The following is a 21932-nucleotide window of genomic DNA, read 5'->3' as shown; positions in this document are numbered from 1 at the left end:
TCAGAACCATCGATGCCCTGTGGAAGGCCATCGGTGACATCTGCAATCTCTTCTCGCCAACAGAATGCAGAAACTACTTCAACGCCGCTGGATATGGACTCATATGAAAGTCCGTCGCTCTAGAAGGGCGAGCGCCGCCCGCGATCGGTTAAGGATCGCTCAAGTGGCCAGGGTCTTGGCGGCAGGGACGGGTCGAAGGAACAGACCCGTCCATCATGCGGCTGACGAGCGCGGCCGCCAGCGGCGGGGCTCCTAGCGCAGCGGGACGACCTTGCCTTCTGACAAGGTCACGCGGCGATCCATGCGCGCGGCGAGTTCATGGTTGTGGGTCGCAATCAGGGCTGCAAGGCCCGATTGCCGTACCAGCGCCGAAAGCGCCTCGAACACATATCCCGCCGTTACCGGATCGAGATTGCCGGTCGGCTCGTCCGCCAGAAGCACCAGGGGCGCGTTGGCGACCGCACGGGCAATCGCCACCCGCTGCTGCTCGCCGCCGGAAAGCTCTGCCGGCCGGTGCTGGGCACGCTTGCCGATCTTCATGTAGTCGAGCAGTTGGGCAGCCCTCGCGCTCGCCTCGGACGGCTTCAGACCTCTCACCAGCTGCGGCATCATCACGTTCTCGAGCGCCGAGAATTCCGGCAGGAGATGATGGAACTGGTAGACGAAGCCGATGTCGTTGCGCCGGATAGCAGTGCGTTGGTCGTCCGAAAGCCGGCCGCAGGCACGGCCATTGACGATGACGTCGCCCCCGTCCGGCCGCTCCAGCAGCCCTGTGGTGTGCAGCAGCGTCGACTTGCCGGCACCCGACGGTGCCACCAGCGCCACCATTTCCCCGGGAGTTAGCGAGAAATTGGTGCCACTGAGGATCGTCAGCCGACGCGATCCCTGCTCGTAATGGCGCTCGACGCCCTTGAGCTCGATGACGGGGGCGGCCATCACTCGTACCTCAGCGCTTCGACCGGATCGAGCCTGGCTGCGCGCCATGCCGGGAACAGCGTTGCAATGAACGACAGCACGAGCGCCATCAGCACCACGGAAACCGTCTCGCCCACGTCCATCTTGGCCGGCAATTGGCTGAGGAAATAGAGCTCGGGATTGAAGAGCACGGTGCCCGACAGCCAGGAGAAGAACTGGCGGATACGCTCGACATTGAGGCAGATCACGACGCCGAGGACGACGCCGGCGACGGTACCAGTCACGCCGATCGCCGCGCCGGTCATCAGGAATATGCGCAAGATCGCCCCGCGTGTAGCCCCCATCGTGCGCAGGATCGCAATGTCGTGACCCTTGTCCTTCACCAGCATGATCAGGCCCGAGATGATGTTGAGCGCGGCCACCAGCACGATCAGCGTGAGGATCATGAACATGACGTTGCGCTCGACCTGCAGTGCCGAGAAGAAGGTCTGGTTGCGCTGGCGCCAGTCGGTCAGGAAGATCGGCCTTTGTGCCGCCTCCTCCACCTTTGCCCGGAGCGCGTCGACATTGTCCGGGTCGTCGACATAGATCTCTATCGACCCGGCCTTGCCCTCGGAATTGAAGTAGAGCTGGGCCTCGGAGATCGGCATGAAAATGATCGAACTGTCGTATTCCGACATGCCGACTTCGAAGATGCCTGTGATCGGGTACGACTTGACCCGCGGCGTGGTCCCCAGCGGCGTGACGTCGCCTTCCGGCGAGATCAGCGTGATGCTCTCGCCGAGCACCAGCCCCATGCTGTCGGCCATGCGCTTGCCGATGACGACGCCCTCGCTGCCGTCGAAGCCGACGATGGAACCCTGCTTGATGTTGTTGGCGACGATTGTCACCTTGCCTAGGTCATCCCCCCTGATGCCGCGCACCAGCGCACCCGTGCCGCTGCCGACGCCACCTTGCGCCAGCACCTGCCCTTCCACGAGGGGAATGGCATATTTGACACCGGACACGCCATTGATGCGGTCGGCGACCGCTGCATAGTCCTCGAGCGGATTGTCGACGGGCGTCACGATCAGGTGACCGTTGACGCCCAGGATGCGGGTCAGCAGCTCGGCCCGGAAGCCGTTCATCACCGCCATCACCACGATCAGCGTTGCAACGCCCAGCATGATGCCGAGGAAGGAGATGGAGGCGATGACCGAGATCACCGTCTCCTTGCGCTTTGCCCGCAGGTAGCGCCAGGCCACCATGCGTTCGAACACGGAAAAAGGCCCCGCTCCGGACGGCTTGGCCCCCGCCACTTTGTTCATGCGCCGGCGCCCAGCTTGGCGAGCGCCTGCGCCACCGGCAGCGTCTCGCGCTCGCCGGTCTTGCGGTTCTTGATCTCGACTTCGCCGGCGGCAGCACCACGCGGGCCGACGATCACCTGCCACGGCAGGCCGATCAGGTCGGCGGTGGCGAACTTGCCGCCTGCGCGCTGGTCGGTATCGTCGTAGAGCACGTCCTTGCCCGCCTTGGCGAAGGCCTCGTAGAGCTCACCGCAGATGCGGTCGCAGTCGCCGTCGCCGACCTTCATGTTGATCAGGCCGATGTCGAACGGCGCCACCGCCTCCGGCCAGATGATGCCGTTCTCGTCATGACTCGCTTCGATGATCGCCGCGATCAGGCGGCTCGGGCCGATGCCGTAGGAGCCCATCGACACGAAGTGATCCTTGCCGTCGGGACCGGTCACCTTGGCGCCCATCGGCTTGGAATACTTCTCGCCGAAATGGAAGATGTGGCCGACCTCGATGCCGCGCGCCGATAGCCTGTCGCCTTCCGGCACCTTGGCCCATGCCGCCTCGTCGTGCATCTCCTCGGTCGCCGCGTAAGGCGTCGTCCATTCCTTGACGATGCCGCCGATCTGCGCGTCATCGCCGAAATTGGTTTCGGCGCCCGGAACCGGCAGACTGAGGAAGTCGCGGTGGCAGAACACCTGGCTCTCGCCGGTGTCGGCGAGGATGATGAACTCGTGGCTGAGGTCGCCGCCGATCGGGCCGGTGTCGGCGCGCATCGGGATCGCCTGCAGCCCCATGCGCGTGAAGGTGCGCAGGTAAGAGACGAACATGCGGTTGTAGGCCGCCTTAGCGCCCTCGTAGTCGAGGTCGAACGAATAGGCGTCCTTCATCAGGAACTCGCGGCTGCGCATCACCCCGAAGCGCGGACGCACCTCGTCGCGGAACTTCCACTGGATGTGGTAGAGGTTGAGCGGCAGGTCCTTGTAGGACTTGACGTAGGAACGGAAGATTTCCGTCACCATCTCCTCGTTGGTCGGGCCGAACAGCATGTCGCGCTCGTGCCTGTCCTTGATGCGCAGCATCTCCTTGCCGTAGTCGTCATAGCGGCCGCTCTCGCGCCACAGGTCGGCGGATTGGATCGTGGGCATGAGGATTTCCAGCGCCCCAGCCCGGTCCTGTTCCTCGCGCACGATCCGGCAGACCTTGTCCAGCACGCGCTTGCCGAGCGGCAGCCACGAGAAGCTGCCAGCGGCCTGTTGCCTGATCATGCCCGCCCGCAGCATCAGCCGGTGCGAAACGATTTCCGCCTCGCGAGGATTCTCTTTCAGGATAGGCAGGAAATAGCGCGACAGACGCATCGAGTGTTCCATGAAGCGAAAGTGCCGGAATCGGCAGATTGGTGAGGCTTGCTTGAACGCGCTTCATAGCCATTTCATGGCCGAATGGAAACCCGCGCACTCAGCTTCCCGTCGCGTCAGAATGCCCTGATTGTTTGCCCGGCAACGACTGCCCGCCAATTGTGCAATGCAGCGTAGGATTGCTCCTACGGAAGCAAAATTCCGCGTGACAATTCATTTCCGCTTGGTCTAATGTGCCCCGATAACCGAGAGGGCGGAGAAAAAATCCGCTCTCCTACGCGGTCAAAGTCTTGGGAGGATGCGATCTAGGCGCGGTAACTCGCTGCCGCCGGACACCGGAAAGCAGATCGGACGCGTTTAAATTGCAAGGCCTCGCGCCTTGCATTTTTTTTGCCCGAACATCAGCTTAGTCTGACTTCCTCAACAATGCTGCCAGGTCGCGTTATCTGAGTTCCGGCAGGAAGTTCGGGAAGTCGTCGAACGAATACCCAAGCCCGCGTGTGATGCCGAAGAAGCCGCCCATCAGGACGGCAGTCACCACCGTCGTCCACAAGATCGCCCTCAACATATGCGGGCCGCGCGGGGCGCTCGACACCGTACCGAGGGTGACGTCGTTATCCTCGTCCTGCGTCTTCAGGCCGAATGGCAGGATGGCGAACAGGGTCAGCCACCAGAAGACGAAGTACATCGCGATGATTGAAACCCAGGTCATGCCTGTTCGAGCTCCACGAGCGTGCCCTGGAAGTCCTTGGGGTGCAGGAAAAGCACCGGCTTGCCATGCGCGCCGATCTTCGGATTGCCGTCGCCGAGCACGCGCGCGCCGGAAGCCTTGAGCCGGTCGCGTGCGGCCAGGATGTCGTCGACCTCGTAACAGACATGGTGCATGCCGCCTGCGGCGTTCTTCTTGAGGAAGGCCGCGATCGGCGAGCCGTCGCCGAGAGGTTCGAGCAGTTCGATCTTGGTGTTGCCGACGTCGATGAACACCACGGTCACGCCGTGCTCGGGCAGCGCCTGCGGCTCGCTTACCCGCGCACCGAGCGTGTCCCGGTAGACGGCGCTCGCCGCCGCCAGGTCCGGCACGGCGATTGCGACGTGATTGAGACGTCCGAGCATCTTCAGTCCTGTTGTCCTCAGCGCGTGACGAACACCGTCACCAGCGGCTTCTTGCCCCAGGCTTCGTTGGCAGCGCCACGCACGGCGCGCCGAACCGCTTCCTGAACCAGATCGAGGTCTTTTCGGCGAGCACGGGGTATGGAGTCCACGGCGCCTATTGCCGCATCAAGCATCAATTCTTCGAGCGCGTCGCCGCCGGCATTGGTTTCGGCGACACCGATGGCCACCAGGTCCGGATCGCCGGACAGTTCGTATTTGTCGTCCAACACCACGTTGACGGCAACGTGGCCGGCAAAGGACAGCTTGCGACGTTCGCGGATGCCCATCGCTTCGTCGGTGCCGATGAGCTTGCCGTCCTTGTAGACACGGCCGAAGGGCACCTGGTCGATGATTTCCGCTGCACCGGGCCACAGTCTCAGCATGTCACCGTCGCGGATCTGCGCCACCTCGGGAATGCCCGACATCGACATAAGCGAACCCTGGGCGACCAGATGGGCCGCCTCGCCGTGCACGGGCACGCCGATCCGCGGCCGCACCCACTCGTACATGCGCTTGAGTTCGCTGCGCCGGGGATGGCCCGAGACGTGCACCAGCGCGTCGCCGTCCTCGATGATCTTCATGCCCTGGTCGACGAGCAGGTTCTTGATCTCGAGGATCGCCTTCTCGTTGCCCGGAATGGTACGCGAGGAGAACACAACCGTATCGCCCGGCGACAGCGCCACGGTCTTCATCTCGTCGCGCGCCAGTTTCGCAAGTGCTGCCCGCGGCTCGCCCTGGCTGCCGGTGCAGATGACGACCAGGTTCTCGCGCGGAATGTAGCCGTAATCTTCTTCGGAGACGAAATCCGGCAGACCGTCCATGTAGCCGAGCTCGGTCGACACGTCGATGACGCGCTTGAGCGAACGGCCCATCACCAGCACCTGGCGCCCGGCGTCGCGCGCGGCCTCCGCGATCGAGCGGATGCGCCCGACATTGGACGAGAACGTGGTGACGGCAACGCGGCCCTTGGCCTGTTCGATTACTTCCCTCAGCCCCTGCCCGACCTGCTGTTCGGAGGGCGAATCGCCCTCGCGCATGGCGTTGGTCGAATCGCAGACGAGTGCCAGCACGCCCTTGTCACCATAAGCGCGGAAACGCGCCTCGTCCGTCAGCGGGCCGATCTCTGGCGCCGGATCGATCTTCCAGTCGCCCGTGTGAATCACGGTGCCTGCCGGCGTGGTGATCGCCAGCGACATCGGCTCGGGGATCGAGTGGGTCACGGGGATCGCCTCGATCTCGAACGGCCCGATCGTGAACTTTTCACCGGCGCGGAAAACGGTCACCGGGATCTTCGGTGCGCCCTGCTCCGATTGCCGCTTGGCCTCCAGCAGGCCGGCCGTGAACGGCGTCATCCACACCGGCGCCTTGAGCTTGGGCCAAACGTCGTGCAGGGCGCCGTAGTGGTCCTCATGCGCGTGGGTGATGACGATGCCGCGGAGGTTCTTCAGTTCCTCCTCAATGAAGCGGGTATCCGGCAGCACCAGATCGACCCCCGGCAAGCCGGCATCGGGAAAGGTCACGCCGACGTCAACGACGATCCACTCGCGCGCATCGGCCGGGCCGAAGCCGTAGAGGGCGAAATTCATGCCGATCTCGCCCACGCCGCCGAGCGGCACGAATACGAGTTCGGCGTTTTCCGCTTTCGCCATACCAGATTTTCCTTTCAGGCCCTTCAGGCCGCGCCGGCCGAGGCCACCGCGCCGAAATGTACATCGCCAGCAGCGATCTTTACCGTCTCACCTTTAGCGTCACGGATGACGAAGCGGCAATCCTCGTCAATGGTTTCGAATACACCGCGCACGACATTTCCTTCGAGACGCACGGCCACTTCGCTGCCGAGACCGGCAGCGCGCTCCAGCCACTTCCGCCGGATTGCCGCAAGCCCCCGCCCCCCGGCCCAGAGCCTTTCGTTCTCGCTCCAGCCGTCGGAAAGCGCGAGGAACAGCGTCTCCGCATCGACGTCGGATCCGAGGCTGGCGAGCGACGTCGCCGGATAGGGAACGTCGGTGGGATGGGCGACGACATTGACGCCGATGCCAATCGCGACGGCGAGCCGCCCATGCGGAAGCGTCGTCGATTCGAGCAGGATGCCGGCGAGCTTTGCGCCGGAGGCGAGCACGTCGTTCGGCCATTTCAGCTCGAAACGCTTGACGCCCCGCCCGCTGCCGCCATCGACACCGACGGCAAAGCGTGCGTTCGGAGCAACCGCGTCTAGCGCATCGGCAAGCGCCAGCCCGGCAACGAAGCCGAGCGTAGCGGCATATTGCAGATCGCGATCCAGGACCGTGAGCAGCGTCGCGGCAAGATTGCCCTCCGGCGTGGCCCAGTTGCGCCCGCGCCGGCCGCGTCCGCTTTCCTGCTTCTTGGAGACGACCCAGAGCTTTCCCGGGTCACCGGCCAGTGCCCGTTCCAGTGCCAGCGCATTCGTCGACCCTACCGAGTCGTGGGCTTCCAGGCGGAAGCCGGCAGCGCTGGCTGTTGGCGCGAGCTGGAACCCCATGCCGTCAGAAGAACGTCTTGGCAGCGGCTTCCGCCATCTGCCCGACGGGGCCGCCGATCAGCACGTAGAACAGCACGAATGCGCCGGAGAGCCCGAGCACCAGGCGAAGCTCGCCGGCCATCGGCTGGAAGCCGCCTACCGGTTCGTCGAACCACATGACCTTGATGATGCGCAGATAATAGAATGCCCCCACGACCGAAGCCAGCATGCCGATGATGGCCAGCGCGTAGAGCTTGGCATCGATGGCCGCGAGGAACACGTACCATTTCCCCCAGAAGCCCGCGAGCGGCGGGATGCCGGCCAGCGAGAACATCAGGATAGTGAGGATGGTCGCCATCATCGGATTGGTGGTCGAAAGGCCCGCCAGGTCGCCGATCTGCTCGACATTGCCGTCCTTGCGGCGCATCGCCAGGATGAAGGCGAAGGTGCCGAGCGTCATGACCATGTAGATCAGCATGTAGATGACGACGCCGCGGACGCCGGCCTGGCTGTTGGCCGCAAGGCCGACCAGGGCATAGCCCATGTGGCCGATCGACGAGTACGCCATCAGGCGCTTGATGTTCTTCTGACCGATCGCGGCGAAGGCGCCCAGCGCCATCGAGGCGATGGAGATGAAGACGATGATCTGCTGCCAGTCGGGCGCGATCGGCTCGAAGGCGCCGACGGTGACGCGCACGATCAGCGCCATCGCAGCCATCTTCGGGGCGGCCGCAAAGAAGGCGGTCACCGGCGTCGGTGCACCTTCATAGACGTCCGGCGTCCACATGTGGAACGGAACGGCCGAGATCTTGAAGCAGAGGCCAGCCAGCACGAACACCAGGCCGAAGACCAGCCCAAGCTGACGCTCGCCGCCGCTCAACGCTGTGGCGACCGCCTCGAAGGAGGTGTGGCCGGTGTAGCCGTAGACTAGGCTGATGCCGTAGAGAAGCATGCCCGACGACAGCGCGCCCAGCACGAAGTACTTCAGGCCGGCTTCGGTCGAACGCACGTTCTCGCGGTTGATCGCGGCGATGACGTAGAGCGCCAGCGACTGCAGCTCGAGCCCGAGATAGAGCGCCAGCATGTCGTTCGCCGAAATCATCAGCAGCATGCCGAGCGTCGACAGCATGACCAGCACCGGATATTCGAACTTGTCGAACTTCTCGGCCTTGGCAAAACCCACCGACATCACGAGCGTCACCACCGAGCCGACCAGCGTCAGCATCTTCATGAAGCGGGCGAAGGGATCGGAGACGAAGGCGCCGCCGTAGGCCGCACCGTCGCCGCCAAAAACCAGCATCCAGGCGCCTGCGGCGATCAGCAGCGCGACGGCCAGGCCGGTGACGGTCGTGTTGGCCCGCTCGCCCGAAAAGACGCCGACCATCAGCAGCGCAAGCGCGCCGGCGGCAATAATCAGTTCGGGCGCCGAGAGCGAGAGGCTCGAAAGGAGTTCGGGCGTCATGGTTCGCAAAACCCCTGTCAGTTCGCCGCCGCGGTTTGCGCGGCGTCGATCGATACGGTTACGTTGTTGATCAACGCCTTCACGGAAGCAGCCGTGGCGTCGAAGACCGGCGCCGGATAGACGCCATAGAAGATGACCAGGATGACGAGCGGGTAGAGCACCACCTTCTCGCGACCGGACAGGTCGAACAGGCCCTTCAGGCTTTCCTTGGTCAGCGCGCCGAAGACAACGCGGCGGTAGAGCCAGAGCGCATAGGCCGCCGACAGGATGACGCCGGTCGCCGCGAACAGCGCCACCCAGGTGTTGACCTGGAAGATGCCGAACAGCGTCAGGAACTCGCCGACGAAGCCGCTGGTGCCGGGCAGACCGACATTGGCCATCGTGAAGATCAGGAACGCCACCGCGTATTTCGGCATGTTGTTGACGAGGCCGCCATAGGCCGCGATCTCGCGGGTGTGCATGCGGTCGTAGACCACGCCGACGCAGAGGAACAGCGCGCCCGACACCAGGCCGTGGCTGAGCATCTGGAAGATCGCGCCCTGCACGCCTTCCTGGTTCATGGCGAAGATGCCCATGGTCACGTAGCCCATGTGCGCCACCGACGAATAGGCGATCAGCTTCTTGATGTCCTCCTGCATCAGCGCCACCAGCGAGGTGTAGATGATCGCAATGACGGACAGGGAGAAGACCAGCGGGGCGAAGAACTCGGAGGCCAGCGGGAACATCGGCAGCGAGAAGCGCAGGAAGCCGTATCCGCCCATCTTGAGCAAGATGCCGGCCAGGATGACCGAACCCGCCGTCGGCGCCTCGACGTGCGCGTCGGGCAACCAGGTGTGGACCGGCCACATCGGCATCTTCACCGCGAACGAGGCGAAGAACGCGAGCCACAGCCACGTCTGCATGCTGGCCGGGAAGCCGTATGTCAGCAACGTCGGGATGTCGGTCGTGCCGGCCTGCCAGAACATCGCCATCACGGCGAGAAGCATGAGCACGGAGCCGAGCAGCGTGAACAGGAAGAACTTGAAGCTCGCATAGACGCGGCGCTTGCCGCCCCACACGCCGATGATGATGAACATCGGGATGAGGACGCCTTCGAAGAAGACGTAGAAGAGCACGATGTCGAGCGCGCAGAACACGCCGATCATCATCGTCTCCAGGACAAGGAACGAGATCATGTATTCCTTGACGCGCTTTTCCACCGACTCCCAGCTCGCCAGGATGCACAGCGGCATCAGGAAGGTCGTCAGGATGACGAACAGCATGGAGATGCCGTCGACGCCCATCTTGTAGGAGATGCCGGAGTCGAGCCAGGCTGCCTGCTCGACGAACTGGAAGCCCGGCTCCGCATTGTCGAAATAGACCCAGATCAGCAGCGACACCGCAAAGGTGAACACCGTGGTCCAAAGCGCGACATTGCGGATGTTGCGCCGCGCAGCTTCGCCGTCGTCCCGGATCAGCAGGATCAGGAGCGCGCCGACGAGCGGCAGGAAGGTGACCAGCGAAAGAATGGGAACGCCAGACATCAGAAGGAGCTCCCGAGCATCATCCAGGTAACGAGGGCGGCCACACCGATCAGCATGGCGAAGGCGTAGTGATAGAGGTAACCCGACTGCAGCTTGACGACGCGGCTCGTCACGTCGACGACGCGGGCCGAGATGCCGTCTGCGCCGAAGCCGTCGATCAGCCAGCCGTCACCCTTCTTCCACAGGAAGCGGCCGAGCCACTTGGCCGGGCGCACGAAGAGGAAGTCGTAGAGCTCGTCGAAGTACCACTTGTTGAGCAGGAAGGCGTAGAGCCCGCGGTGGCGCGAAGCCAGCACCTTCGGCATTTCCGGCGAGCGGATGTAGAACAGGTAGGCCATGCCGAAGCCGATGATCATGGCCACGAACGGCGCGAGCTTCACCCACATCGGCACGGTGTGGAACTCGTGCAGGATCTCGTTGGTCTCGAGCGTGAACAGCGCGCCCTTCCAGAACTCGCCATACGCCTCGCCGATGAATTGCTGGTGGAACATCACGCCCGCAAACAGCGCGCCCACGGCCAGGATGAACAGCGGCACCAGCATCACCGGCGGCGATTCGTGCACGTGGTGCATGACGTCGGCGGTGGCGCGAGGCGTGCCGTGGAAGGTCATGAAGATCAGGCGCCAGGAATAGAAGCTGGTGAAGCAGGCGGCGATGACCAGCGCGGCGAAGGCGAAGCCGGCGACCGCGTTGTGGCCGACGAAGGCGCCTTCGATGATCGCGTCCTTGGAGAAGAAACCGGCCGTGCCGATGATCGTCGCCGGGATGCCGACGCCGGTGAGCGCCAGCGTGCCGATGACCATCATCCAGTAGGTGCTCGGGATCAGCTTCCTGAGCCCGCCCATCTTGCGCATGTCCTGCTCGTCGGAGACGGCATGGATCACCGAGCCCGATCCCAGGAACAGCAGCGCCTTGAAGAAGGCATGCGTGAACAGGTGGAAGATCGCGGCCGAGTAGAAGCCCATGCCCAGCGCCACGAACATGTAGCCGAGCTGCGAGCAGGTCGAATAGGCGATGACGCGCTTGATGTCGTTCTGCACGAGGCCGACGGTCGCCGCGAAGAAGGCGGTGAAGGCGCCGATGAAGGTGACGACGGTCAAGGCCGTGCCCGACAGTTCGAAGATCGGCGACAGGCGCGCCAGCATGAACACGCCGGCGGTGACCATCGTCGCGGCATGGATCAGGGCCGAAACGGGCGTCGGGCCTTCCATCGCGTCCGGCAGCCAGGTGTGTAGCGGCACCTGCGCCGACTTGCCCATGGCGCCCATGAACAGCAGCAGGCAGACCACCGTGATCGCATTGGACTTGTCGAGCGCATAGCCGAGGAAGGTCAGCACCGCCTCGCCGTTCTCGGCGGCACCTTCCGCCGGCAGGTACGAAGCTGCATTGGCGAAGATGGTGCCCAGGTTGACCGAGCCGAACAGCACGAACACGCCGAAGATACCGAGCAGGAAGCCGAAGTCGCCGACGCGGTTGACGACGAAGGCCTTGATGGCGGCGGCGTTCGCCGAGGGCTTCTTGTACCAGAAGCCGATCAGCAGGTAGGACGCCAGGCCCACGCCTTCCCAGCCGAAGAACATCTGGACGAGGTTGTCCGACGTCACCAGCATCAGCATGGCGAAGGTGAACAGCGACAGATAGGCAAAGAAGCGCGGCCGATGCGGATCGTGGTGCATGTAGCCGATCGAGTAGATGTGCACCAGGGCAGACACGGTGTTGACGACGACCAGCATGACCACCGTCAGCGTGTCGATGCGCAATTCCCAGTTGGCCTGCAGCGCGCCGGAATCGAGGAAGCGCAGCACCGGCACGGTGAACACCTCGACGTCGCCGAGGCCGACCGTGATGAAGGCCACCCAGGACAGCACGGCGGAAACCACCAGCAGCCCGGAAGTGACGTACTCGGATGCCTTCGCACCGATCGCGTGGCCGAACAGGCCGGCGATCAGGAAGCCGAGCAGCGGAAGGAAGACGATTGCCTGATACATTTTTGTCCCGTCAGCCCTTCATCATGTTCACGTCTTCGACCGCGATGGAGCCGCGGTTGCGGAAGAATACGACCAGAATGGCAAGACCGATCGCCGCCTCGGCTGCGGCCACCGTGAGCACGAACAGCGCGAACACCTGCCCGACGAGGTCGCCGAGCTGGGCCGAAAACGCCACGAAGTTGATGTTGACCGCGAGCAGGATGAGCTCGACCGACATCAGGATGACGATGACGTTCTTGCGGTTCAGGAAGATGCCGAACACGCCAAGCGTGAACAGGATCGCCGAAACGGTCAGATAATGTGAAATGCCCACAACCATGGTCAGATTCCCTTGCCCGTCTCGACTTTCTTGACCTCGATCGCGGTCGCCGGGGTGCGGGCCACCTGCGCGGGGATGCTCTGGCGCTTGACGTTCGGCTTGTGGCGCAGCGTCAGCACGATGGCGCCGATCATGGCGACCAGGAGCACGAGGCCGGCGATCTGGAAGAAGTAGATGTAGTCCGTGTAGAGGATGTCGCCGAGCGCCGCAGTGTTGTGGCGTACCGCGACGTCCGGCGTCGGCTGTGCCACCGTCTCGGCAAGCTTGGGCGCGAAGGCGTAGCCGCCGGTGACGACGATCAGTTCGGCGGCGAGGATGAGACCTACCAGCGCGCCGATCGGCGCGTATTGCAGCGCGCCCGACTTGAGTTCGGCGAAGTCCACGTCGAGCATCATGACGACGAACAGGAACAGCACCGCCACCGCGCCGACGTAGACGACCAGCAGGATCATCGCCAGGAACTCGGCGCCGGTCAAAAGGAACAGGCCCGCGGCGTTGAAGAACGTCAGGATCAGGTAGAGCACCGAATGAACCGGGTTGCGGGCGGAGATGACCATGAAGGCCGACGCCACCGCGATGAAGGCGAAGAGGTAGAAGAATACCGCTTCAAGTCCGTTGAGCATGGGGTTCCCCCGGTTTTCCTTTCGGGCTCGGCGCGCAGCGCGCCCGCCCTCTTCACGTCCCTGCTCCGCCTCCGGAGCAGGCCGCGCGTTCCTTAGACGAGCCGGCAAGGCCCGTCCATCGTTCAAGCCTCAGCGATACGGCGCATCCATCGCGATGTTGCGCGCGATCTCGCGTTCCCAACGGTCGCCGTTGGCGAGCAGCTTGTCCTTGTCGTAGTAGAGCTCCTCGCGCGTCTCCGTCGCGAATTCGAAGTTCGGCCCCTCGACGATCGCGTCGACCGGGCATGCCTCCTGGCAGAAGCCGCAATAGATGCACTTCACCATGTCGATGTCGTAGCGCACGGTGCGGCGCGTGCCGTCGTTGCGGCGCGGGCCGGCCTCGATGGTGATGGCCTGCGCCGGGCAGATCGCCTCGCACAGCTTGCAGGCGATGCAGCGTTCCTCGCCATTGGGGTAGCGGCGCAACGCATGCTCGCCGCGGAAGCGCGGGCTGACCGGCCCCTTCTCGTGCGGGTAGTTCAGCGTGTGCTTCGGCGCGAAGAACTGGCGCATCGACAGGAAGAACGCGCCGACGAAGTCCTTCAGCAGCAGCGACTTGGCGGCTTGGGCTAGAGCTGACATCAGGCGGCTCCGGTAAGCTTGAGTACGGCGGCGGTGATGACGACCATCGCCAGCGAGATCGGCAGGAACACCTTCCAGCCCAGGCGCATCAGCTGGTCGTAGCGGTAGCGCGGCACGAAGGCCTTCACCATGGCGAACATGAAGAACACCATGCATACCTTGAGCACGAACCAGATCACGCCCGGCACCCAGGTGAAGGGCGCGAAGTCGAAGGGCGGCAGCCATCCGCCGAGGAACAGGATCGTCGTCAGCGCGCACATCAAGACGATGGCCACGTACTCGCCGAGGAAGAACAGCAGGAACGGCGTCGACGAGTATTCGATCATGTGACCGGCGACGAGCTCCGACTCCGCCTCGACCAGGTCGAAGGGCGGGCGGTTGGTCTCGGCCAGCGCAGAGATGAAGAAGATCACGAACATCGGGAACAGCACGAGCCAGTTCCAGTCGAGGAACGTGTTCGGCAGGCCAAGCCGCGTGCCGATGCCGTCGCCCTGCGACATCACGATGTCGGAGAGGTTGAGCGAGCCGACGGTGAGCAGCACACAGACGATGACGAAGCCGATCGAGACTTCGTAGGACACCATCTGGGCGGCCGAACGCAGCGCGCCGAGGAACGGATACTTCGAGTTCGACGCCCAGCCGCCCATGATGACGCCATAGACCTCGAGCGAGGAAATGGCGAAGACATAGAGGATGCCGACATTGACGTTGGCGATGGCCCAGCCTTCGCTGACGGGGATAACCGCCCAGGCGGAGATCGCCAGCACGGCGGAAACCACCGGCGCCAGCAGGAACACGCCCTTGTTGGCGCCTGACGGGATCACCGGCTCCTTGAAGACGAATTTCAAGAGGTCGGCGAACGCCTGCAGCAGGCCCCAGGGACCGACCACGTTCGGGCCGCGACGCAGCTGAACCGCCGCCCAGATCTTGCGGTCGGCATAGAGGATGTAGGCGACGAAGATCAGCAGGACGACGATCAGAACGACCGACTTCAGGAGGATGATCAACGCCGGCAGGACGTAGAAGGAGAAGAAGGTATCCATGACAGCCCTTACTCCGCCGCCTGCTTGAAGCCGTTCTTGGCCAATGCCGAACACTCGGCCATCACCGCCGACGCGCGCGCGATCGGATTGGTGAGGTAGAAGTCCCTCACCGTCGAATGGAAGGTGCCCTTGTTCAGCCGGCCGCCGAGCCTGGCGACCTTGGCGATGTCGTCGTTGTCGCCGGCGTCGATCTCGTCGACACGGGCAAGGTGCGGGAACTCGGCATGGAGCCTGGCGCGCAGCTGCTGAAGCGAATCGAACGGCAGCTTGTGTCCGAGCACATCCGACAGCGCACGCAGGATCGCCCAGTCTTCCTTGGCCTCGCCCGGCGCGAACCCGGCGCGCGTGGTCATCTGCACCCGGCCCTCGGTGTTGACGTAGGTGCCCGACTTTTCGGTGTAGGCGGCGCCAGGCAGGATGACGTTGGCGCGATGCGCGCCGGCGTCGCCATGCGTGCCGATGTAGACCACGAAGGCATCGCCCGTCTTCGACATGTCGATCTCGTCGGCGCCGAGCAGGAACAGCACGTCGGTCTCGCCCAGCATGCCGGCAGCGTTCTTGCCGCCCTCGCCCGGCACGAAGCCGATGTCGAGGCCGCCGACGCGGGCGGCTGCGGTGTGGAGCACGGCAAAGCCGTTCCAGTCCGGACGGCTCGCCTTGACGGCACCGGCCAGCTTGGCGGTCTGGCCGAGCACGGCCGCACCGTCGGTACGGGCAAGCGCGCCCTGACCAACGATGATCAGCGGGTGCGACGCCTTCTTGAGAACCGAGAAGAACTTGCCGTTGCCCTCGGCCAGATCCTTGAGCGTCTCCGGGCCCGAGCCCAGCTGCTCATAGTCGTAGCGCAGGTCGCCGACCTCGCCGATCACGGCAACCGGCACCTCGCCCCCGCGCCAGCGCTTGCGGATGCGGGCGTTGAGCACCGAAGCCTCGAAGCGCGGGTTGGAGCCGATGATCAGGATGGCGTCGGCCTGCTCGATGCCCTCGATGGTCGGGTTGAAGATGTAGCTGGCGCGGCCGAGCGACGGATCGAGTGCGGCGCCGTCCTGGCGGCAATCGACGTTCTTCGAGCCGAGCGAGGCGATCAGCTGCTTCAGCGCGTACATCTCCTCGACCGTCGCCAGGTCGCCGGCAATGGCGCCGATGCGGTCGGCCGACGTCTTGGACACGGCATCCTTGATCGCGCCGAAGGCCTCGCCCCAGGTCGCAGGCACCAGGCGGCCGTTGCGGCGCACATAGGGGCGGTCGAGGCGCTGGGTGCGCAGTCCGTCCCAGATGAAACGGGTCTTGTCGGAAATCCACTCCTCGTTCACCTGCTCGTTGACGCGCGGCATGATGCGCATCACTTCGCGGCCTCTCGAGTCGACGCGGATCGCCGAGCCGACCGCATCCATCACGTCGATGGATTCGGTCTTGGTCAGCTCCCACGGGCGCGCCTGGAAGGCGTAGGGCTTCGAGGTCAGCGCGCCGACCGGGCACAGGTCGATGACGTTGCCCTGCAGCTCGGAGGTCATTGCCTGCTCGAGATAGGTGGTGATCTCGGCGTCCTCGCCGCGGCCGATCAGGCCGAGCTCGGAAATGCCGGCCACTTCGGTGGTGAAGCGGACGCAGCGCGTGCAGTGGATGCAGCGCGTCATGATCGTCTTGACCAGCGGGCCGATGTACTTGTCCTCGACCGCGCGCTTGCTTTCCTTGTAGCGCGAACCGTCGAGGCCGAAGGCCATCGCCTGGTCCTGCAGGTCGCATTCGCCGCCCTGGTCGCAGATCGGGCAGTCGAGCGGATGGTTGATGAGCAGGAACTCCATCACGCCTTCGCGGGCCTTCTTGACCATCGGCGTGTTGGTGAAGATTTCCGGCGCCTCGCCATTCGGGCCGGGGCGCAAGTCGCGCACGCCCATGGCGCAGGACGCGGCCGGCTTGGGCGGTCCGCCCTTCACCTCGACCAGGCACATGCGGCAGTTGCCGGCGATCGACAGCCGCTCATGGAAACAGAAGCGCGGCACTTCCGCGCCCGCCTCTTCTGCCGCCTGGAGCAGCGTATAGTGGTCGGGTACCGAAATCTCTTTCCCGTCGACCTTAAGCTTTGCCATAGCGCCTCAAATCCCGCGGCTGACCCGCATTCCGTCCTGCGAGGGGCGCTGCCCTGGCTGCGCCCCCGAATTCTTCAACTCAGTTCTTGTCGGCAAGCGTGGCCGCCTGCCCTATCCAGTCGTCCCGGCCTATCCGACCCTTGAAACCCAGGTAGTCGTCCGCCCACGCCACTTCCGCCGGCGTCCAGGCGGCTATCTGAGCCCAGGTCCAGATGCCCAGGCCGTTCAGCACCTGTTCGAGCTTCGGCCCGATGCCGGAGATCGCCTTCAGGTCGTCTGGCGTTTCCGGCCTGTCGACCGAGCGCGGCTGCCTGAAGTCCTCGGGCAGCAGGGTGCCGGCTGATTGTGCGACCGGAGCCGCTTCCACAAACTCTGCCGGTGCCACCTCGGCCACCTGCGGCTGCTTCGCCTGCTCCAGCTTGCGCGCCAGCGACTTGACGTCGGCGATCAGCGAGGCGGTGGTGGCTTCCGCCCGCCTGGCTGCCGTTTCGCGCGACGCTGCGACATGCAAGGCGCCGGCGAAATCGCCGTAATCCGGCGAGAACATGCGTTGCGCAGCTTCGGTTGCCCCGGTCACGGCCCCCATCCACACGCCGAACGCGTGGCTGGCGAATCCGACGCCGAGTGCGGAGGCAGCAGCGACGCCTGCGGCAGGATGCACGAAGAGGTTCGCCGCGCCGGCGAACTCCTTCGGCAGCATCATCGCCGCGAAGTCCCTGTTCATCTGCTCCATACGTTCCATGTCAGGCACTGCAACTTCGGGAATGGGAAATGTCGACATCGATAAGCTCCTTGTCGCCTTCGCCGTTCGCCTCTGCCTCGTCGTTTCCTGTTTCGCCATCGGGCCTTAGGCCCGCACTTTCTGATATTTCGTTATTCGGCCGCCATCAGCGGCGCGACGCGGTGCGCATTGCGCGAGAACTCGTCGATGCGCCGTTCGATCTCGGGACGGAAGTTGCGGATCAGGCCCTGGATCGGCCATGCGGCCGCGTCTCCCAGCGCGCAGATCGTGTGGCCTTCCACCTGCTTGGTGACGTCGAGCAGCATGTCGATCTCGCGCTTCTGCGCCTCGCCGCGCACCAGACGATCCATGACGCGCCACATCCAGCCGGTGCCCTCGCGGCACGGCGTGCACTGGCCGCAGCTCTCGTGCTTGAAGAAGTAGCTGAGACGCGCGATCGCCTTCACGATGTCCGTCGACTTGTCCATGACGATCACCGCCGCCGTGCCGAAGGACGACTTCTTCTCGCGCAGCCCGTCGAAATCCATCGGGCAGTCGATGATGTCCTCGGCCTTGACGACAGGGCAGGACGCGCCGCCGGGGATCACGGCCAGCAGGTTGTCCCAGCCGCCGCGGATGCCGCCGCCGTGCTTCTCGACCAGCTCTCGGAACGTGATGCCCATGGCCTCTTCGACCGTGCAGGGCGTGTTGACGTGGCCGACCAGCATGAACAGCTTGGTGCCGACGTTGTTCGGACGGCCGATCGACGAGAACCAGGCGGCCCCTCGGCGCAGGATAGTCGGCGCGACGGCGATCGATTCGACGTTGTTCACCGTGGTCGGGCAGCCATAGAGGCCGACATTGGCCGGGAACGGCGGCTTCAGGCGCGGCTGGCCCTTCTTGCCTTCCAGGCTCTCGAGCAGCGCCGTTTCCTCGCCGCAGATATAGGCGCCGGCGCCGTGGTGGACGTAGATCTCGAAGTCGTAGCCGTTCTTGTTGTTCTTGCCGATCAGCTTGGCCTCGTAGGCCTCGTCGATCGCCCGCTGCAGCGCCTCGCGCTCGCGGATGAATTCGCCGCGCACATAGATGTAGGCGGCGACCGCGCCCATGGCGAAGCCGGCGAGCAGGCAGCCTTCGACCAGCGTGTGCGGGTCATGGCGAAGGATGTCGCGATCCTTGCAGGTGCCGGGCTCGGATTCGTCGGCGTTGACGACCAGGTAGGACGGACGCCCGTCGCTGGCCTTGGGCATGAACGACCACTTGAGGCCGGTCGGGAAGCCGGCGCCGCCGCGGCCGCGCAGGCCCGACGCCTTCATCTCGTTGATGATCCACTCGCGGCCCTTGTCGATGATGGCCTTGGTGCCATCCCACTGCCCGCGCGCCATCGCCCCGGCCAGCGACTGATCGAAGCGGCCGTAGATGTTGGTGAAAATGCGGTCCTTGTCCTCAAGCATCAGGTGGCGCTCCCGCCTTCTTCGCCGAGCACGCGCTTGGCTATGGTTCTTACGATCAGACCGCCGAAAACCATCATGCCGGCGGCCTTGAGAATGAGCATGGCAACCGCGGCCCAATCCTTCTGCTGGAAGCCGTCACGGAACGGCGTCAGCGGATCCTGGAATTGCGCCACGGCATCGGTGAACTCGTTGCCCGTGGATTCGACCGCACCGAAGAAGGTCGAATAGACGAAATAGCCGAAACCCAACAGGGCGCCGACAGCAAAGCGCGGCGACCTGAAAATCTCGGTGCGGGCAGTGTGAACGTCGTCGACGGACTTGCGAAACCGATTGAGCACGAAATAGACGATGCCCCCCGCGAGCAGCGTCGCGAGCGCGAGGCTGAAAAGGTCGCTCCTGCCGGACGTCACGTAATATCCGAGCGCGAAAAGCGCCGCCGCAACCGCTCCGAACTTTGGCCAATGCCGTTCGACGAACGACCCATGGAACGTCGGGCGTTCAGCCTCGCCTTCGCGGTAGATCACATGCGGGCCTGGCTTCTGCTGCGCCGGCGTGCGAACGGAACTGCCGGCAAGCGGGCGCGCCGCGTTCGTCGAACGCTGCATATCCTGCCCTCTCTTGCCGAAGCTTCCCATCGCTGCCTGACCCTCAGACCGGCTTCTTGCCGAAGACGCGGACGTATTCGGCCACACCGCCCTTGGCGAGCGCCTTGGCCTGCTTGACCCAGTCGTCACGCTCGATGCGACCCTTGAAATTCAGGTAGCCGTCGACCCATTCGCGCTCGGCCTTCTTCCACGCAGCCACCTGCGCGAAGGTGAAGATGCCGAGTTCATGCAGCGTGCCCTCGATCTTCGGGCCGACGCCGGAGATGAGCTTGAGGTCGTCGACCGCAGCCGGACGGGCGATGCCGGCCGGACGGTTCTTGTCCTCGAGCGACGGCTTGGCCGGGGCATCTGCCTTCTTGGCAGGCGCTGCCTTGGGTTTCTCCGGAACGGCGGCAACGGCTGCCGGCTGTGGTGCAGCAGTCGCCGCGGCAGTAGCCGAAGCCTTGGCTGCCTTGGCGGCGGCCTTGGCCTCCTTGTCGCGGGTGGTTTTCAGCACACCCTTCTCGTCCTTGAGCGAGGTGAATCCGGTGATCGGCGCCGAAAAGTGGCGGCCGGTCTGCGGGCCGGGCTTCACCTGGTTGCCCTTGCCCGCCTCGAACAGGTCGATGATCTCGGCAAGGCGCTCCGGCGTCAGGTCCTCGTAAGTGTCCTTGAAGATCATGACCATCGGCGCGTTCACGCAGGCGCCGAGGCACTCCACCTCTTCCCACGACATCGTGCCCGCCTCGTTGGTGTGGAACTGGTCGTGGTGGATCTTCGAACGGCAGACATCCATCAGCTCTTCCGAGCCGCGCAGCATGCACGGCGTGGTGCCGCAGACCTGGACGTGGGCGCGCGTACCGACCGGCTTCAGCTGGAACTGCGTATAGAAAGTCGCCACTTCGAGGACGCGGATATAGGGCATGGCCAGCATGTCGGCGACGTGCTCGATGGCAGCCTTGGTCACCCAGCCGTCCTGCTCCTGCGCAAGCATCAGCAGCGGGATCACGGCCGACTGTTCGCGGCCCTTGGGATACTTCTTGATCCAGGTCTTCGCCTGTGCCGTGAACGCCTTGTTGAAGGCGAACGAGGCTGGCTGGGCGCTGGCTTCTGCGAGACGGCGGACTGACATTTAGCGGTCGACCTCACCAAACACGATGTCGAGGGAGCCGAGAACGGCCGAGATATCCGCCAGCATGTGGCCGCGGCACAGGAAATCCATCGCCTGGAGATGGGCGAAACCCGGCGCGCGCAGCTTGCAGCGGTACGGCTTGTTGGAGCCGTCGGAGACGAGATAGACGCCGAACTCGCCCTTCGGCGCCTCGACGGCCGCGTAGACCTCGCCGGCCGGCACGCGGTAGCCCTCGGTGTAGAGCTTGAAGTGATGGATGAGCGATTCCATCGAGCGCTTCATGTCGCCGCGCTTCGGCGGAACCACCTTGCCGTCGGTGTTCGACACCGGACCGGCGCTCTCCTTGCCGAGCAGCAGGTCGACGCACTGGCGCATGATCTTCGCCGACTGGCGCATCTCTTCCATGCGGATGAGATAGCGGTCGTAGCAGTCGCCGTTCTTGCCGACCGGAATGTCGAAATCCATCTCCGGATAGCATTCGTAGGGCTGGCTCTTGCGCAGGTCCCAGGCAGCACCCGAACCGCGCACCATCACGCCCGAGAAACCCCACGCCCAGGCGTCGTCGAGCGAGACTACGCCGATGTCGACGTTGCGCTGCTTGAAGATGCGGTTGGGGGTCAGGAGATCGTCGAGGTTCTTCACCGTCTGCAGGAACGGATCGATCCACTTGCCGATGTCCTCGACCAGCTTCTGCGGCAGGTCCTGGTGGACGCCGCCCGGCCGGAAATAGGCGGCGTGCATGCGCGCGCCGCAGGCCCGCTCATAGAACACCATCAGCTTTTCGCGCTCTTCGAAGCCCCACAGCGGCGGGGTCAGCGCGCCGACGTCCATCGCCTGCGTGGTGACGTTGAGCAGATGCGAAAGGATGCGGCCGATCTCGGAATAGAGCACGCGGATGATCTGACCGCGCTTCGGCACCTCGATGCCGAGCAGGCGCTCGACCCCAAGCGCGAAGGCGTGCTCCTGGTTCATCGGCGCGACATAGTCGAGCCGGTCGAAATAGGGCACGGCCTGCAGGTAGGTCTTCTGCTCGATCAGCTTCTCGGTGCCGCGGTGCAAGAGGCCGATATGCGGATCGACGCGGTCGACCACCTCGCCGTCGAGCTCGAGCACCAGGCGCAGAACGCCGTGCGCCGCCGGGTGCTGCGGACCGAAGTTGATGTTGAAGTTGCGGACGGAGGTTTCAGCCATGTC

The 21932-nt window shown here is 64.4% G+C and carries 20 protein-coding genes; all 20 read right to left on the bottom strand.

Annotated elements, in window-relative coordinates:
- Window positions 1-252: 252 nt before the first annotated feature.
- Window positions 253-936: an ABC transporter ATP-binding protein gene (locus AmiPiv_RS18000; protein WP_340038863.1), complete on the bottom strand. Its 684-nt coding sequence runs from the start codon at window positions 934-936 to the stop codon at window positions 253-255.
- A complete protein-coding gene (locus tag AmiPiv_RS17995; protein WP_340038862.1) occupies window positions 936-2222 on the bottom strand; it encodes a lipoprotein-releasing ABC transporter permease subunit in 1287 nt (428 codons plus the stop codon). The genes AmiPiv_RS18000 and AmiPiv_RS17995 overlap by 1 nt, the downstream gene beginning before the upstream one ends.
- Entirely contained in the window at window positions 2219-3547 is a 1329-nt protein-coding gene (gene proS / locus AmiPiv_RS17990; protein ID WP_340038861.1) for a proline--tRNA ligase, read from the bottom strand. Before proS ends, AmiPiv_RS17995 begins: the two co-directional genes overlap by 4 nt.
- A gap of 442 nt (window positions 3548-3989) precedes the next feature.
- Complete coding sequence (locus AmiPiv_RS17985) at window positions 3990-4259, bottom strand: DUF1467 family protein (protein WP_340038860.1); 270 nt, start codon at window positions 4257-4259, stop codon at window positions 3990-3992.
- Window positions 4256-4660 (bottom strand): methylmalonyl-CoA epimerase, encoded by a 405-nt coding sequence (gene mce, locus AmiPiv_RS17980; RefSeq protein ID WP_340038859.1) that lies wholly within the window; start codon window positions 4658-4660, stop codon window positions 4256-4258. The genes AmiPiv_RS17985 and mce overlap by 4 nt, the downstream gene beginning before the upstream one ends.
- A 17-nt stretch (window positions 4661-4677) precedes the next feature.
- Entirely contained in the window at window positions 4678-6348 is a 1671-nt protein-coding gene (locus AmiPiv_RS17975; RefSeq protein ID WP_340038858.1) for a ribonuclease J, read from the bottom strand.
- A gap of 23 nt (window positions 6349-6371) precedes the next feature.
- Window positions 6372-7199 carry a biotin--[acetyl-CoA-carboxylase] ligase gene (locus AmiPiv_RS17970; RefSeq protein WP_340038857.1) on the bottom strand — a complete coding sequence of 276 codons (828 nt, stop codon included), beginning with the start codon at window positions 7197-7199 and terminating at the stop codon, window positions 6372-6374.
- A gap of 4 nt (window positions 7200-7203) precedes the next feature.
- Window positions 7204-8640, bottom strand: a complete 1437-nt coding sequence (gene nuoN / locus AmiPiv_RS17965; RefSeq protein ID WP_340038856.1) for an NADH-quinone oxidoreductase subunit NuoN — start codon at window positions 8638-8640, stop codon at window positions 7204-7206.
- 17 nt (window positions 8641-8657) lie between these two features.
- Window positions 8658-10163, bottom strand: a complete 1506-nt coding sequence (locus AmiPiv_RS17960; RefSeq protein WP_340038855.1) for an NADH-quinone oxidoreductase subunit M — start codon at window positions 10161-10163, stop codon at window positions 8658-8660.
- Window positions 10163-12151, bottom strand: coding sequence for an NADH-quinone oxidoreductase subunit L (nuoL, locus tag AmiPiv_RS17955; protein WP_340038854.1), 1989 nt, complete (start codon window positions 12149-12151; stop codon window positions 10163-10165). The genes AmiPiv_RS17960 and nuoL overlap by 1 nt, the downstream gene beginning before the upstream one ends.
- Window positions 12152-12161: 10 nt before the next feature.
- Window positions 12162-12470, bottom strand: coding sequence for an NADH-quinone oxidoreductase subunit NuoK (gene nuoK / locus AmiPiv_RS17950; RefSeq protein WP_340038853.1), 309 nt, complete (start codon window positions 12468-12470; stop codon window positions 12162-12164).
- 2 nt (window positions 12471-12472) lie between these two features.
- Window positions 12473-13093 carry an NADH-quinone oxidoreductase subunit J gene (locus AmiPiv_RS17945; RefSeq protein ID WP_340038852.1) on the bottom strand — a complete coding sequence of 207 codons (621 nt, stop codon included), beginning with the start codon at window positions 13091-13093 and terminating at the stop codon, window positions 12473-12475.
- 129 nt (window positions 13094-13222) lie between these two features.
- A complete protein-coding gene (gene nuoI, locus AmiPiv_RS17940) occupies window positions 13223-13714 on the bottom strand; it encodes an NADH-quinone oxidoreductase subunit NuoI (RefSeq protein ID WP_340038851.1) in 492 nt (163 codons plus the stop codon).
- Window positions 13714-14757 carry an NADH-quinone oxidoreductase subunit NuoH gene (gene nuoH, locus AmiPiv_RS17935; RefSeq protein ID WP_340038850.1) on the bottom strand — a complete coding sequence of 348 codons (1044 nt, stop codon included), beginning with the start codon at window positions 14755-14757 and terminating at the stop codon, window positions 13714-13716. Before nuoH ends, nuoI begins: the two co-directional genes overlap by 1 nt.
- 8 nt (window positions 14758-14765) lie before the next feature.
- The gene (nuoG, locus tag AmiPiv_RS17930; RefSeq protein WP_340038849.1) at window positions 14766-16847 is read right to left on the bottom strand and encodes an NADH-quinone oxidoreductase subunit NuoG; all 2082 of its coding nucleotides are present in this window, start codon (window positions 16845-16847) and stop codon (window positions 14766-14768) included.
- Window positions 16848-16926: 79 nt separating this feature from the next.
- Window positions 16927-17628, bottom strand: a complete 702-nt coding sequence (locus AmiPiv_RS17925) for an NADH-ubiquinone dehydrogenase (protein ID WP_340038848.1) — start codon at window positions 17626-17628, stop codon at window positions 16927-16929.
- Between the two features lie 92 nt (window positions 17629-17720).
- Entirely contained in the window at window positions 17721-19022 is a 1302-nt protein-coding gene (gene nuoF / locus AmiPiv_RS17920; protein ID WP_340038847.1) for an NADH-quinone oxidoreductase subunit NuoF, read from the bottom strand.
- Window positions 19022-19627 carry a hypothetical protein gene (locus AmiPiv_RS17915; protein ID WP_340038846.1) on the bottom strand — a complete coding sequence of 202 codons (606 nt, stop codon included), beginning with the start codon at window positions 19625-19627 and terminating at the stop codon, window positions 19022-19024. Before AmiPiv_RS17915 ends, nuoF begins: the two co-directional genes overlap by 1 nt.
- A 43-nt stretch (window positions 19628-19670) precedes the next feature.
- Window positions 19671-20738: an NADH-quinone oxidoreductase subunit NuoE gene (gene nuoE, locus AmiPiv_RS17910; protein WP_340038845.1), complete on the bottom strand. Its 1068-nt coding sequence runs from the start codon at window positions 20736-20738 to the stop codon at window positions 19671-19673.
- Window positions 20739-21929 (bottom strand): NADH-quinone oxidoreductase subunit D, encoded by a 1191-nt coding sequence (locus tag AmiPiv_RS17905; protein WP_340038844.1) that lies wholly within the window; start codon window positions 21927-21929, stop codon window positions 20739-20741.
- Window positions 21930-21932 lie beyond the last annotated feature (3 nt).

This window comes from Aminobacter sp. Piv2-1 (assembly GCF_037625995.1).
In the GTDB taxonomy this organism is placed as follows: domain Bacteria; phylum Pseudomonadota; class Alphaproteobacteria; order Rhizobiales; family Rhizobiaceae; genus Aminobacter.
This window is presented reverse-complemented; position numbering and strand designations above follow the sequence as displayed.